This window comes from Saccharothrix carnea (assembly GCF_003014735.1).
GTDB lineage: Bacteria > Actinomycetota > Actinomycetes > Mycobacteriales > Pseudonocardiaceae > Actinosynnema > Actinosynnema carneum.
The window spans coordinates 126,323-140,482 of the sequence record NZ_PYAX01000016.1 but is presented as its reverse complement, the minus strand read 5'-3'; the positions used below and the strand labels follow the sequence as shown (position 1 = coordinate 140,482).

Sequence of the window (14,160 nt, the reverse complement as noted above, 5' to 3'; positions counted from 1 at the left end):
TGTTGTGCGAGGGGTTCAGCCCTTGAAGGCGCCGTCGAGGATCCCGGCGACCATGCGGCGACCGACGAGGACGAACAGGAACACCAGCGGGATGGTGGCCAGGAACGAGCCCGACATGGCCAGCCCGAGGTCGACGTCGTAGCTGTTCTGCAGCGCCTTGATGGCGATCTGGGCGGTGTACCGCTCGGGCGACTTGAGCACGATGAACGGCCACAGGAAGTCGTTCCACGCGGTCACGAACCCGAACAGGCCCAGCACGAATGCCGCCGGCCGCACGATCGGGAACGCGATCCGCCAGAACACCTGCCACGCGGACGCACCGTCGATCGTGGCGGCCTGCATCAGCTCGTCGCTGATCGTCGCGGAGATGTGCTGGCGCATCCAGAAGATCCCGAACGCGCTGGCCAGGCCGGGCACGATCAGCGCCTGCAGCGTGTCGACCCAGCCCAGCTCCGACATGATCAGGTACTGCGGGATGACCGAGAGCTGCGTCGGCACGGTCATGGTCAGCACGACGATCAGGAACAGGGTGTTGCGGCCGGGGAAGCGCAGCTTGGCGAAGGCGAACCCCGCCAACGCGCACAGCAGCGCCTGCCCCACGCCGATCGCGGTCGCCACGGCCAGGCTGTTGACCAGCGACTGCACGAACGGCACCGTCTCCAGCACCAGCCCCAGCAGGTGGAAGAAGTTGCCGCCCGGCACGACCTCGGGCGGCATCTTCGTCGCGGTGGCGGTGTCGGTGGTCGCGACGATGAACATCCAGTACAGCGGGAACAGGCACACGACGGTGGCCGCGCCCAGCAGCAGGTAGGTCCACCAGCGGACCCGGTCGATCGGCCGGTGGCGCGGTGGGGTGCTCGTCATCGGTCCGCCTTGATCCGGGTGGACAGCAGGTAGTTGATCGCCGCGATCGCCACCACCATGACGAACAGGGCGACGCCGATCGCCGAGCCGTAGCCGAACTCGAACTGCCCGAAGCCCTGCTCGTACAAGAACAGCGTCAGCGTCTGGCACTGCCGCACCGCGCCGCAGGTCAGCGGCGCGCCCGAGGCGATCAGCAGCGGCTCGGTGAAGATCTGCAAGCCGCCGATGGTCGAGGTGACCACGGTGAAGATGATCACCGGCCGCAGCGACGGGACGGTGATGTGGCGGAACCGCTGCCACGGTCCCGCCCCGTCGATCGCCGCCGCCTCGAACACCGACCTGGGCACCGACTGCAGCGACGCGAGGTAGAGCAGCGTCGTGTAGCCGAACCACCGCCAGGTGACCATCGTGGCGATGAGGACGTGGCTGCCCCAGGTGGACTGGACGAAGTCGACCGGTTCGACGCCGACCAGCCCGAGCAGCCAGTTGAGCAACCCGTAGTCGCGGTCGAACAGCTGCGCGAAGACGATCGCGGTGGCCGCCACCGACGTGACGTACGGGACCAGCACCGACATGCGGAAGAACAACGCGAACCGCAGCCGCGCGTGGTTGAGCACGTGCGCCAGCACCAGGGCCAGCAGCAGCTGCGGGATGGTGGACAGCGCCCAGATGCTCAGCGTGTTGCCGGTGGCGTTCCAGAACCGGGGGTCGCCGAACATGCGGGTGAAGTTGTCCACGCCGATGAACACCTGGTCGCCGATGGGGTTCCAGTCGAACAGCGCGACGTAGAACGTGAAGGCGAACGGGAACAGCCCGAACACACCGAAGATGACGAAGAACGGCGCGATGTAGGCGTACGGCGACAGGCGCTCGCCCAGCCCGCGGGCCTTCGGCGCGGCGGGCGGTGGCAGGTCGGCCGAGGGCAGTGGGGTGAGCGTGCCGGCGGTCACGGCGTCACTCGCCGATGGCGGTCTTGATGTTGCGCACCGCGTCGTCCCACGCCGTCGCCGGGTCACCGCCGCTCTGCTCGACGTTGGTGATGGCGTTGAGGAACTCCTGGCCGATGGCCGCGCTGTCCGGGCCGATGTAGAACGGCTTGAGCCCCAGCAGGGAGTCGGTGTAGATCTTGCCGGTCGGCGCGTCGGAGAAGAACGGGTCCTTGGCGTCGGTGAGCTTGGCGTCCTGGTAGACCGAGGGGGTGGAGGGCAGCGCGCCGACGCGGGAGAAGTGCTCCAGCTGGCCCTGGGGCGACTGCATCTCCTTGATGTAGTTCCAGGCGGCCTGGGGGTTCTTGGCGCGCTTGGGGATGGCCAGGTAGCTGCCGCCCCAGTTGCCCGACGCACCGGGGATCTTCGCGATGTCCCACTTGCCCTTGGTGTCGGGTGCGGTGCTGCGGATGCTGTTGAGCATCCACGACGGCGCGGACACGGCGGCGTACTGGCCCTGCGCCATGCCGGCGCTCCACGCGCTCTCGAACGAGGACTGCCCGGACGTGATCCCGGCGGTGGCGGCCTTGATGCCGAGGTCGAACGCCGCCTTCACCTGCGGGTTGGTGCTGTAGACCAGCTTGCGGTCCGCGCTGTAGTACTTCTCCGAGACCTGGTTGACCGCCTGGTAGAAGACGCTGGTCGCCGCGTTGTCGGTGAACGCCTTGCCGGTGGCCTGCTTGTAGCGCTTGCCGGTCTCGATGAACGCGTCCCACGTCGGCCACAGCGCGCTCACGGCCTCGCGGTCGGTGGGCAGCCCGGCGGCGGCGAACAGGTCGGTCCGGTAGGCCACCGCCATGCCGCCGACGTCGGTGGGCACGCCCAGCACCTCGCCGTCCTTGGCGACGCTCTGGTTCCACACCCAGTCCAGGTAGTCACCCTTGATGTCGTCGGCGCCCAGCGTCCGCAGGTCGACGAAGTTCTGCGGCTGCTCGACGAACTGCGGCAGGTTGTCGCCCTGGATGAGCACCAGGTCGGGCACCTTCCCGCCGGCCAGCGCGGTGGTGAGCGACTGGGCGGTCTCGGTCGAAGTGCCCACCTCGGTCAGCTTGATCTCGATGTCCGGGTGCTTCGCCGTGTACGCGTCGACGGTCAGCTTCTGGTTGATGGCGGAGAACGACCAGAACTCGAACGACTTGCCGTCCCCTCCCCCGCCGCCTCCCGTGCCGGGTGTGCAGGCGGCGACGAGGGCCAGGACCGCGGCAGTGCTGAGCAGGGGCAAGCGGAGTTTCACGGCGCTTCTCCAAGTGTGCGAGAACAGGCGGCACCGCCACCGCGCGGTGGGCCACCGCGGGTCGGCGATCGCGTGAACCGGGTCGAGTGCCTGCCGCACCGTGCGGCCGAAAGTTTCGCTCTCAACTCCGATTGTTAGCGCTCACGACAGTAAGCTGTGTCACAAGGGTCGTCAAGAACTCCTGTGCCGCCTGCCATCCTCCGCCGAAACACTCCCCTCCGAGGACTCGTCGTCCGATAAACTTTGTTAACGCGAACTATCTAAGCTACGCGGTGAACTGCCACCAGTTGACGTTGAACAGGTAGCCGCTCCCACCGGCGAACCGCAGGTACAGGTCACGGGTGCCGGTCGCGCCGCTGACCGGGCACGAGACCGTGGTCCAGTTCTGCCAACCACCGGTGCCGGACACCCCGCAGCGGCCGACCACCGCACCGCTCGGACCGTCCAACCGGACCTCGACGGTGCCGCCGGCGCCGGCCGAGGCGACCCGCGCGCTGAACGTCCTCGCGCCCGAACCGAACGCCGCACCCTTGACCTTGAGGTAGTCGCCGTTCTCGATCCAGCCGACGTTCATCCCGCCCTCGGACGACGGTTCGGTCTCGATGCCCGAACCCGCGGCGATGGTTTCGGCTTCCTGGCGCACGAAGGGGTTCAGCGTGCCCGCCTGCGGCGCTCCGCCCGTGGTCATGTTGATGGTCGGGATCGTCCCGTCGGCGTTGTAGCTGAACCGCTCCACCGCCACGGAACGGGTGAAGCCGCCGCCGCCCGGCAAGGCGCCGTTGTGGTAGAAGAAGTAGGAGCTGCCCTTGAAGTCGACGATGCCCGCGTGGTTGGTGAAGCTGCTGCCCTGCGTGGGCATGATCGTGCCGCGGTACGTCCACGGCCCGGTGGGGGTGGGCGCGGTGGAGTAGGCGATGAACTCCGAGCAGCACTTCGCCGCGAACACGTTGTAGTACAGGCCGTTGCGCTTGTAGACCCAGGGGCCTTCCTCGTAGAGGGTGGGCCTGGCCGCGTCACCGGTCCGGCTGCCGAAGCCCGCCGTGGTGAGCGGGATCTTGGTGGGGCTGCCCGAGAACGAGGTCATGTCGGCGTTGAGCCGCACGTACCACAGGTTCGGGTTGCCCCAGTACAGGTACGCCTGGCCGTTGTCGTCGATGAAGACGCTCGGGTCGATCTCGCCGTTCTCCACCAGCGGGCGGCCGATGGCGTCGCGGAACGGGCCGGTGGGGCTGTCCGAGACGCCCACGCCGATCGCCATCCGGCCGGTGGCCCGGTTGACCACCGGCGCGTACCAGTAGAACTTGCCGTTGCGCTGGATCGCCTGCCCGGCCCACGCGTCCTTGCTCGCCCAGGCGAACGTGCCGACGTTCATGGGCGCGCCGTGGTCGGTCCAGTTGACCATGTCGTCGGAGGACCAGACCCGCCACTCCTTCATGGTGAACCAGGTCGAGCCGTCCTCGTCGTGCCCGGTGTAGAGGTACACGCGCCCGTTGTGGACCATGGGCGCCGGGTCGGCGGTGTAGATGTGCTGCACGATCGGGTTGTCGGCCTTGGCCAGTGCGGGTGCGAGCACCAAGGCGCACAGGAGCGCGGTGAGCAGGGCTCCCGCCCGCCGGATCATCGGGGAGGACAACGTCGGTGTCATGCGGCGAACCTCGTCCACTTCTGGTTGTTCTGGCCGTTGCAGGTCCACAGGATCAGCGTGGAGCCGTTGGCGGTGGCCGCCTGGTTGACGTCCAGGCACAGACCCGCCTGGGCGTTGCGGATGGAGCCGTCGCCCTGGAACGTCCAGCGCTGATTGGCCTGGCCGTTGCACGGCCACGTGATGACCCGGGTTCCGTTGGTGGTGCCCTGGTTGTGGGCGTCGAGGCACTTGTCGCCGAAGACGCGGATCTCACCGTTCGCCCACGTCGTCCACAGCTGGTTGGCCGCGGTGTGGCAGTCCCAGATGAGGGCCGCCGCGCCGGAGGCGGTCGAGGCGTTGTCCACGTCCACGCAGCGGCCGGAACCGGTGCCGCGCAGGCGCGAGGTCGTGGCGGCGGCCGGGGTGCCGCCGGAGACCCGGAAGACGGCCGAGCCGTGCGCCGGGACGCTCGCGCTGATCTGACCGGTGCTGCCGGACGTGGCCCCGGTCCACAGGTCGGTGAGGGTGAACGAGCCACCGGTCAGGCCGACCTGCGCCGCGGTGGTGCTGATGGTGGCGCTGCCGCTGCCCCGGTTGATCAGGCCGACCGCGACCGAACCGTCCGACAGGGCCTTGGCGAAGACCTCGGTGTTGCCGTCGTCGCGCACGCGCCGACCGCCCGCGCCCAGCCGGTCCTGGTTGACCGCGATCAGCCGCGGGTTGCGCAGCACCGCGCTGATGTCGGACGACATGGTGCGGATGTCGTTGCCCGCCATGAGGGGCGAGGCCATCAGCGCCCACAGGGCGAAGTGCGTGCGCGACTCGGTGAGGGTCAGGCCGGGTCGACCGACGACGAGCATGTCGGGGTCGTTCCAGTTGCCCGGACCGGTCTGCGCGGCCAGCGGCGCGGTGACGTCCAGGACGTTGCCCACGCCCATGGGGTAGCTGTTGACGTTGCCGTTCTGCCAGATGTCCAGCAGGTCCTCGGTGGTGCGCCACAGGTCGGCGACCTCGCCCCAGTCGTACTTGTCACCCGTCGGCGCGTGGAAGCTGTTGGAGTTGATGCTGTAGACGATCGGGCGACCGGTGGCGCGCAGCGCGTCGCGCATGATGGTGAACCGGGCGACCTGCTCGTCGCGGGTGCCGCTGCCCGAGCACCAGTCGTACTTGAGGTAGTCCACGCCCCACGACGCGAACGACTGCGCGTCCCGCACCTCGTAGCCCTTGCTGCCGGTCGAGCCGGGATGGGTGCCCACGCCCTGGGCGCAGGTCTTCTCGTTGGGCGCCTGGTAGATGCCGAACTTCAGGCCGCGGGCGTGGATGTAGTCGCCGAGCGCCTTCATGCCGCTGGGGAACTTCGTCGGGTGTGCGCGCAGGTTGCCCGCGGAGTCGCGCTGCGGGTCGAACCAGCAGTCGTCCACGACCACGTACTGGTAGCCGGCGTCGCGCATCCCGGAGGACACCATCGCGTCGGCGGCTTGCCGGACCTGCGCCTCGGTGATGCCGCAGCCGAAGCTGTTCCAGCTGTTCCAGCCCATCGGCGGGGTGAGGGCCGGGCTGCCGGGCGCGGCCTGGGCGACCGGCACGGTGGTCGGGGCCGCGGCGAGCACGCCCAGCGCCGTGACGGCCGCCAGGGCGAGGTGGAGAAATCGGCCACGGGTACGGGTGGGCATCATTGCCCCTTTCCGCTTCGACGAGGGCGCCGCCGACGTCGGACGGTCGGCGGCGCGGGGTTCGAGCAGGGGTGCGAGGGCCGTCCGGAGGTGGCTTTCCTGACGCGGCGGAGTCACACCGGAAGCGGAGCGGCCCTGGGTCGTGCCGTCACGGTAACCACGCGCGCACAGCCAGGTCAAAGCTAAATTTGTGAGCGCTAACTTTAGCCACGCCCGAGTTAAAGCCGATACACACCGTGACCTTTTACGCAGCTAGACCCGATTTTCCGGCAGGTTACTCCGTTCAGTCCCTTGAACCCGACCGTCCCGTCATTTCGTCTTGTGAGCGTGCACAGACGCCCGGTCCCCGCTCTGCCGCGACGGTGCGGACACGTTCCGGACCGACGCGCCGAGCTGGACGGACATGGGGACGCGGTGCACCACGGGAGCGCTCTTGGCCCGCCTCCGCCGCTCCGACGCCGCGAAGAGCACCTCCACCGCCTTCGCGCCCAGCTCGTGGTGCGGCAGGGCGATGGTGGTGAGGCGGGGCCGAACCCAGGACGCGATGGGGTGGTCGTCGTAGGAGACCACGGAGACGTCGTCCGGCACGGACAGCGCGGCCTCGGCGAGCGCCTGGTAGGCGCCGAACGCGAGGCGGTCGTTCAAGCAGACCAGCGCCCTCGGGCGGTGGTGGCGCAGGATCTCCCGGGTGGTGTCGTAGCCGTCCTCCGGCATCCACTTCGGGCACTGGTGCGCGCTCACCACCTCGACCCCCGCGGCGTCGAACACCTGGCGCATGCCGATCAGCCGTTCCCTGGCGGCGATGCTGTTCGGGGGCACGTCGTCGAGCCCGGGACCGGCACCGACCAGGTGGACACCCTCGCGGTGGCCCGCGTCGACGAGGATCCGCGCGGCGGCGCGGCCCGCCTCCACCTCGTCCGGCAGCACCGAAGGCACGGACGAGTACGCCGCGGGCAGGGCGTTGAGCAGCACGGCCGGGCCATCGTCCAGGCCTTCGGGCACAGCGACCGTCCGGGTGTACATCGCCGCGAAGATGATGCCGTCGACGCGGCGGTCGTGCATCGCCTCGACCAGGGCGCGCTCGACGTCGGGATCGCCACCGCTCTCGCCGCAGAACAGCATGAAGCCCCGCTGGTGGGCGGCCTCCATCGCGCCTTTGATCATGTTGCCGGCCAGCAGCGAGGACGCCACGGTGTCGGACACGAACCCGATCGTCTGGGTGTGCCCGGTGCGCAGGCCGACCGAGAGGGTGTTGCGCCGGTAGCCCAGCTCCTGCGCGGTCGACCGCACCCGCCGCTGCACGTCGTCGGAGATCCGCAGCTCCGCGCCTCGACCGGCCAGCACGAGGGACACGGTCGTGGTCGAGACACCGGTCGCCTTGGCCACGTCGGCCAGCGTGACGCGTCGTCGCCCCACTGCGCCCTCCGTCCTCAAGGGACGGCCACCGGCCTTGACACCGGATCGCACCGTCCTGAAACTCTGGGAAGCTAACACGATTTAGCGCAGCCGAGGGAGAGTCTTGTCCGGTCCACGACGTTGCGGCGCGGTCGTTGGCACCGCGCTGGCCGCGGCGCTCCTGGTCGGCTGCGCGGCGCCGGGCGGTGACCGGGCGAGCGGCGCGGGCACGTCGGCGGCCGTGACGTCCGAACCGGACTGCGGCTCGGGACCGGTCGTGCTGCGCGCCCGCTTCGAGACCGGTTTCCCCCTGGCGAAGGCCCTCACCGACGAGTTCACCCGCCAGCACCCGGACGTGACGTGGGAGGTGCGCGAGGAGCAGTACGCGGTGTTGACGCAGAACGCGCCGCGGCTGCTGGCCGACGACCCGCCGGACCTCGTGCGGCTGCCCCAGGTGTCCGACCTCGCGGCCGACGGCCTGCTGCGCGACCTCGACGGCTACGCCGCGTGGTTCGGCTGGGACGACTGGCCCGCGGCGCACCTGCGGCAGCTGCGCGTGGGACCCGGCGGCCGGCCCCGCGGCACGGGTCCGCTGTACGCGATGGGGTTCTCCACGAGCGTGACCGGCGTGTTCTACAACAAGGACCTGGCGGCGCGGATCGGGTTCCGCGAGCCCTCGACGCTGGCGGAGTGGGACGACGCCCTGGCGCGGGCGAAGGGCGCGGGCATCACGCCGCTGGCCGGGTTCAACTCGGGTGCCGCGGCCGGTCTCGCGTTCCCCCTCCAGAGCCTCATGGCCGCCCACGGCTCACCGTCCGCGATCGACGCCTGGACCTTCCAGCAACCCGGGGCGAGGATCGACACCCCGGCGAACACCGAGGCCGTGCGGCACCTGCGGCGGTGGCTGGACGCCGGGTACTTCGACGCCGATCTCAACGCCACCGACTACGCCCGGATGCTCGACCGGTTCACCTCCGGCCGGGCGCTGTTCATGGTCGACGGCGACTGGGAGTCCGCGACGCTCGACCGCCTGATGCCGGGCCGGGTCGGCTTCTTCCTCGTGCCGCCGGTGCGGGCCGGCGAGCCGAGGGCGGCGATGACCGGACCGCCGACGTTCGGCATCCCGGCCGGTGCGGCGCACCCCGACTGCGCGGCGTACTTCCTGAACTGGGCGGTCACCGACCGCGCGGCGCGCGAGCTCACCGTGCGCGTGGGCGGGGCGCTCCCCCTCGGGCCGCCCGACGCGCACGTGCCCCCGGTCGAGCCGGGGTCGGTCACGGCCACCACGCTCACCGCCGCCGCCCTGGTCGCCGCGAACGGCACGGGCATGGACTTCATGGCCAACGCCACCCGCGCCATCCTCTCCGAGAGCTGGACGCCGCGCCTGCAGGAGCTGGCGGCGGGCGAGGGCGAGCCGGACGACCTGCTGCGGAAGGTGCAGGCCGACTACGCCGACCAGGTCGACCGGTGAGGTGGCGGCGGGTCGGCTGGCTGTTCGTCCTGCCCGCGCTGGCGGTGTACGCGGTGTTCGTGCTGCGGCCGCTCGCGTTGACGGCCCAGTACTCGCTGTACCGGTGGGACGGGGTCGGCCCGTCCACGTGGGTCGGCTTGGCCAACTACCGGGAGGTGCTCACCGACCCCGACCTGTACGGCGCGATCGGTCACGCGCTGGTGCTGGTCGTGTTCTTCACCGGGCTGCCGGTGCCGCTGGGCCTGCTTGCCGCCGCGGTGATCCGGCGCACCGCGACCAGGCCGGTGCGGGCGGTGCTGCTCCTGCCCCAGGCCGTGCCGCTGGTGGCGGCGGGCATCGCGTGGAGCCTGCTGCTGTCGTCCACGGGCGCGGTGAACCGGCTGCTGGACGTGGTCGGGCTCGGTGGTGCGGCGCGGGCGTGGTTCGGCGATTCGTCAACGGCGCTGGCCGCGGTCGGGGTGGTCGGGGCGTGGGTGCTGCTCGGGCTCTGCACGACGTTGTTGCTGGTGGGCGCGGAGCGCATCGACCCGGCGCTGTACGAGGCGGCACGGCTGGACGGTGCCGGTCCGTGGGCGGAGTTCCGCGCGGTCACGCTGCCCGGCGTGCGGCGTGAGCTGTGGGTGTGCGTGGCCGTGACGGCGATCGCCGCGTTGGCGAGCTTCGACATCGTCTACGTGACCACGCGGGGCGGTCCGGGCGACGCCACGTCCGTGCCGGGTTTCGAGGTGTTCTCCCTGGCGTTCGCACAGCGGGAGGTGGGCCTGGCCTCGGCGTTGGCCGTCGTGCTCGTGGTGCCGGCCCTGGCGGCGGTGGCGCCCGCCCTGCGGTGGTCGCGATGACCACCGGGCGGTGGGAGCGGGCGGCGGGGAGGGTGGTGCTGCTCGTGCTGGTCTTCGTGACGCTGGTGCCGTTCGCCGACCTGTTCGTGACCGCGCTGCACCCGCCGGGCACCTACCCGCCGGGGCTGACCTGGCCGCGCGACCCGCACTGGTCGAACTTCGCGACGGCGTTCCGGTCCGCGGAGGTGGCCGAGGTGCTGGCGTCCAGCGGCCTGATCGCGCTCGGCGTGGTCCCGCTGACGCTCGCCCTGGCGGCGCCGGCGGGCTACGCGCTCGGGCACCTGCGGTTCACCGGCCACCGCGCGGTGTTCGGGCTGTTCGCGGTGGGGCTGGTGCTGCCGCTGGAGGCCGTCGTCACGCCGCTCTACCACCAGATGAGGGACCTCGGTCTGCTCGACACCCGGTCCGGCCTGGTGGTGGCGCTGGTCGCGGTGCACCTGCCGTTCGCGGTGTTCTGGCTGCGCGCGCACTTCGCCGGCGTGCCACCGGAGTTGACCGACAGCGCCCGCCTGGACGGCGCGGGGCCGTGGCAGGTGTTCCGGCTGGTGCACCTGCCCCTGGCCCGGCCGGCGACGTCGTCGCTCGCGGTCCTGCTGCTGGTCTGGACGTGGAACCACTTCCTGCTGGCCATCGTGCTGGTCGACGACCCGGTGCGGCGCACCGCGGCGGGTGCGCTCGGCGCGTTCCAGGGGCGCTGGGGCACGGACGTGCCGCTGCTGTGCGCCGGGGCGTTGTCGCTCATCACGCCGCTGCTCGCGGTGTTGGCGCTGCTTTACCGCCGACACCGCTAAAATTGTTTGCGCTAACTTTAGCAATCCGAACCGCATTCGTTCCGCTACGAAACATTTTCGCGACGTCTTGACCCGGCGTAGGACCATCGTTCACAGTCGGAGTCACGACAAGCACGGGCGGTGACGACTACCGCACCCTTCCGCGATTCCAATTCGACATCGGCACATCGGACACATAGTTGTTAGCGCTAACAGCGCTGGCGGATCCGTAAGGACACTTGATGGAACATTCGACACGAGCAATGACAACGGCGTTGCTGCTCGTCGTGGGACTCGTCGCCACCCTGATGGTGACGGCGTTCCACGGCCAGGCCCTGGCGGGTACGACGCTGGGGGCCTCGGCGGCGGAGAAGGGCCGGTACTTCGGCACCGCCGTCGCAGCCGGGAAGCTCGGCGACAGCACGTACACGACGATCCTGAACCGCGAGTTCGACAGCGTCACCGCCGAGAACGAGATGAAGATGGACGCGACCGAGCCCAACCAGGGCCAGTTCACGTTCACCAACGGCGACCGGATCGTCAACCACGCCATCAGCCGCGGCATGAAGGTCCGCGGCCACACGCTGGCCTGGCACTCCCAGCAGCCCGGCTGGATGCAGCGCATGGAGGGCTCGGCCCTGCGCTCCGCCCTGGTCAACCACGTCAACCGGGTCGCGTCCTACTACCGCGGCAAGATCCACTCGTGGGACGTGGTGAACGAGGCGTTCGCCGACGGCACCAGCGGCGGTCGGCGTGACTCCAACCTGCAGCGCACCGGCAACGACTGGATCGAGGTCGCGTTCCGCACCGCTCGCGCGGCCGACCCCGGCGCGAAGCTCTGCTACAACGACTACAACACCGATGGCATCAACGCCAAGAGCACCGGCATCTACAACATGGTGCGCGACTTCAAGGCCCGCGGCGTGCCCATCGACTGCGTCGGCTTCCAGGCGCACCTGACCAACTCCGCGCCCGGCGACTTCCAGGCCAACCTCCAGCGCTTCGCCGACCTCGGCGTGGACGTGCAGATCACCGAGCTGGACATCTCCGGCTCGAACCAGGCCAACGCCTACGCCGCCGTCACCCGCGCGTGCCTGGCCGTGGCCCGCTGCACCGGCATCACCGTGTGGGGCATCCGCGACAGCGACTCGTGGCGCACCGGCCAGAACCCGCTGCTGTTCGACGCGGCCGGCAACAAGAAGCCCGCCTACACCGCTGTGCTCAACGCCCTCAACGAGGGTTCCGGCCAGCCGGGGGTCATCGACCCGACCGCGTGGTACGTGCTGGTGAACCGCAACAGCGGCAAGGCACTGGACGTCTACAACCTCGCCACCAACGACGGCGCCCGCATCACCCAGTGGAGCCGCAACGACGGCAACCAGCAGCAGTGGCAGTTCGTCGACTCCGGCGGCGGCTACTACCGGGTGAAGTCACGGCTCTCGGGCAAGGTGCTCGACGTCCACAACTTCTCCACCACGGACGGCGCCGCCATCGTCCAGTGGACCGACCACAACGGAACCAACCAGCAGTTCCGGGCGGTCGACGCGAGCGGTTACGTCCGCCTGATCAACCGCAACAGCGGCAAGGCGCTCGAAGTCCAGGGCGCGGCGACCAACGACGGCGGCAACATCGTCCAGTACACCGACTGGGGCGGCGCCAACCAGCAGTGGCAACTCGTCCGCGTCGGTTGATCCGTCCCACTCCCATCCCCCCACCTCGACGAAGAGGAGCACGCCCATGGCCGGGTCAGGCCACCAACCGCCCACCACCGTTCCGCGAGTCGGCAGGCGCCGCAAGGTCGCCGGTCTCGCCGCCGCGGTCGTCACCGTGCTGCTCGGCGGCTTGCTGGCGACGTTCGGCGCGACGACCGCGTCAGCGGCGACCGTGGACACCAACGCGTGGTACGTGCTGGTGAACCGCAACAGCGGCAAGGCACTGGACGTCTACAACCTCGCCACCAACGACGGCGCCCGCATCACCCAGTGGGCCCGCAACGACGGCAACCAGCAGCAGTGGCAGTTCGTCGACTCCGGCGGCGGCTACTACCGGCTCAAGTCCCGCCACTCGGGCAAGGTGCTCGACGTCCACAACTTCTCCACCGCCAACGGCGGCGCGATCGTGCAGTGGGCGGACAACAACACCACCAACCAGCAGTTCCGGCTGGCCGACTCCGATGGCGGCCACGTCCGCCTGATCAACCGCAACAGCAACAAGGCGGTCGAGGTCCAGGGCGCGGCCACGAACGACGGCGGCAACATCGTCCAGTACACCGACTGGGGCGGCACCAACCAGCAGTGGCAGCTCGTGCGCATGGGCACCGGCCCCACCACCACGACGACCACGAACCCGGGCACGTGCTCGCTCCCGTCGACCTACCGCTGGTCGTCGTCCGGCGTGCTGGCGCAGCCGAGGTCGGGCTGGGTCTCGCTCAAGGACTTCACCTACGTCCCCTACAACGGCAGGCACCTGGTCTACGGCACGACGCACGACACGGGCACGAGCTGGGGTTCGATGAACTTCGGGCTGTTCAGCAACTGGTCCGAGATGGCCTCGGCACCCCAGCAGGCCATGAACACCGGCACCGTCGCGCCCACGCTGATCTACTTCGCCCCGAAGAACATCTGGGTGCTCGCCTACCAGTGGGGAGGGACCGCGTTCAGCTACCGGACGTCGACCGACCCCACCAACCCGAACGGGTGGTCGGCGCAGCAGGTGCTCTCCACGGCCAGCATCACCGGCTCCGGTACCGGACCCATCGACCAGACGCTCATCGGTGACGACACGAACATGTACCTGTTCTTCGCCGGTGACAACGGCAAGATCTACCGCCAGGTCATGCCGCTCGGGAACTTCCCGAGCAGCTTCGGCTCGTCGTACACCACGATCATGAGCGACACGACGAACAACCTGTTCGAAGCCCCCGAGGTCTACAAGGTCAAGGGCCAGAACCAGTACCTCATGATCGTCGAGGCGATCGGGGCCAACGGGCGCTACTTCCGCTCGTTCACGTCCGGCAGCCTGGGCGGTTCGTGGACGCCGCAGGCCGCCACCGAGAGCAACCCGTTCGCGGGCAAGGCCAACAGCGGCGCGACCTGGACCAACGACATCAGCCACGGTGACCTGGTCCGCGCCACCGCCGACCAGACCAAGACCATCGACCCCTGCAACCTGCAGCTCCTCTACCAGGGGCGCAGTCCCAACTCGGGCGGCGACTACGGCCTGCTGCCCTACCGACCGGGCGTGCTGACGCTGCAACGCTGACCGACCCCGGCGCCCCGCACGACCACGTGCGGGGCGCCGGGCC

Annotated in this window: 11 protein-coding genes; 5 read left to right on the top strand and 6 right to left on the bottom strand. The window is 69.8% G+C overall.

Annotated features, from left to right (window positions below):
• Nucleotides 1-15: 15 nt before the first annotated feature.
• The 6 genes from B0I31_RS33665 to B0I31_RS33640 all read right to left on the bottom strand — a co-directional run bounded on the left by B0I31_RS33665 (nt 16) and on the right by B0I31_RS33640 (nt 7,797).
• The gene (locus tag B0I31_RS33665) at nt 16-864 is read right to left on the bottom strand and encodes a carbohydrate ABC transporter permease (protein WP_106619436.1); all 849 of its coding nucleotides are present in this window, start codon (nt 862-864) and stop codon (nt 16-18) included.
• Nucleotides 861-1,814: a carbohydrate ABC transporter permease gene (locus B0I31_RS33660; RefSeq protein WP_245950618.1), complete on the bottom strand. Its 954-nt coding sequence runs from the start codon at nt 1,812-1,814 to the stop codon at nt 861-863. Before B0I31_RS33660 ends, B0I31_RS33665 begins: the two co-directional genes overlap by 4 nt.
• 4 nt (nt 1,815-1,818) lie before the next feature.
• Nucleotides 1,819-3,084, bottom strand: coding sequence for an extracellular solute-binding protein (locus B0I31_RS33655; RefSeq protein WP_106619435.1), 1,266 nt, complete (start codon nt 3,082-3,084; stop codon nt 1,819-1,821).
• A gap of 265 nt (nt 3,085-3,349) precedes the next feature.
• A complete protein-coding gene (locus B0I31_RS33650; protein WP_181320666.1) occupies nt 3,350-4,729 on the bottom strand; it encodes a glycoside hydrolase family 43 protein in 1,380 nt (459 codons plus the stop codon).
• Nucleotides 4,726-6,381 (bottom strand): glycoside hydrolase family 27 protein, encoded by a 1,656-nt coding sequence (locus B0I31_RS33645; protein ID WP_106619466.1) that lies wholly within the window; start codon nt 6,379-6,381, stop codon nt 4,726-4,728. The genes B0I31_RS33650 and B0I31_RS33645 overlap by 4 nt, the downstream gene beginning before the upstream one ends.
• A 309-nt stretch (nt 6,382-6,690) precedes the next feature.
• Nucleotides 6,691-7,797, bottom strand: coding sequence for a LacI family DNA-binding transcriptional regulator (locus B0I31_RS33640; protein WP_106619433.1), 1,107 nt, complete (start codon nt 7,795-7,797; stop codon nt 6,691-6,693).
• A 103-nt stretch (nt 7,798-7,900) separates the two neighbouring features.
• On the opposite strand from B0I31_RS33640, the gene B0I31_RS33635 reads away from it, so the two are divergent.
• The 5 genes from B0I31_RS33635 (at nt 7,901) to B0I31_RS33615 (ending at nt 14,117) form a co-directional block, all read left to right on the top strand.
• Complete coding sequence (locus B0I31_RS33635) at nt 7,901-9,247, top strand: ABC transporter substrate-binding protein (protein WP_106619432.1); 1,347 nt, start codon at nt 7,901-7,903, stop codon at nt 9,245-9,247.
• Nucleotides 9,244-10,086: a carbohydrate ABC transporter permease gene (locus B0I31_RS33630; protein ID WP_106619431.1), complete on the top strand. Its 843-nt coding sequence runs from the start codon at nt 9,244-9,246 to the stop codon at nt 10,084-10,086. Before B0I31_RS33635 ends, B0I31_RS33630 begins: the two co-directional genes overlap by 4 nt.
• On the top strand, nt 10,083-10,877 hold the full coding sequence (locus B0I31_RS33625) for a carbohydrate ABC transporter permease (RefSeq protein ID WP_106619465.1): 795 nt from the start codon (nt 10,083-10,085) through the stop codon (nt 10,875-10,877). The genes B0I31_RS33630 and B0I31_RS33625 overlap by 4 nt, the downstream gene beginning before the upstream one ends.
• Before the next feature lie 287 nt (nt 10,878-11,164).
• Complete coding sequence (locus B0I31_RS33620) at nt 11,165-12,547, top strand: endo-1,4-beta-xylanase (protein WP_425444451.1); 1,383 nt, start codon at nt 11,165-11,167, stop codon at nt 12,545-12,547.
• Nucleotides 12,548-12,593: 46 nt separating this feature from the next.
• Nucleotides 12,594-14,117, top strand: coding sequence for a non-reducing end alpha-L-arabinofuranosidase family hydrolase (locus B0I31_RS33615; RefSeq protein ID WP_106619429.1), 1,524 nt, complete (start codon nt 12,594-12,596; stop codon nt 14,115-14,117).
• Nucleotides 14,118-14,160: the final 43 nt, after the last annotated feature.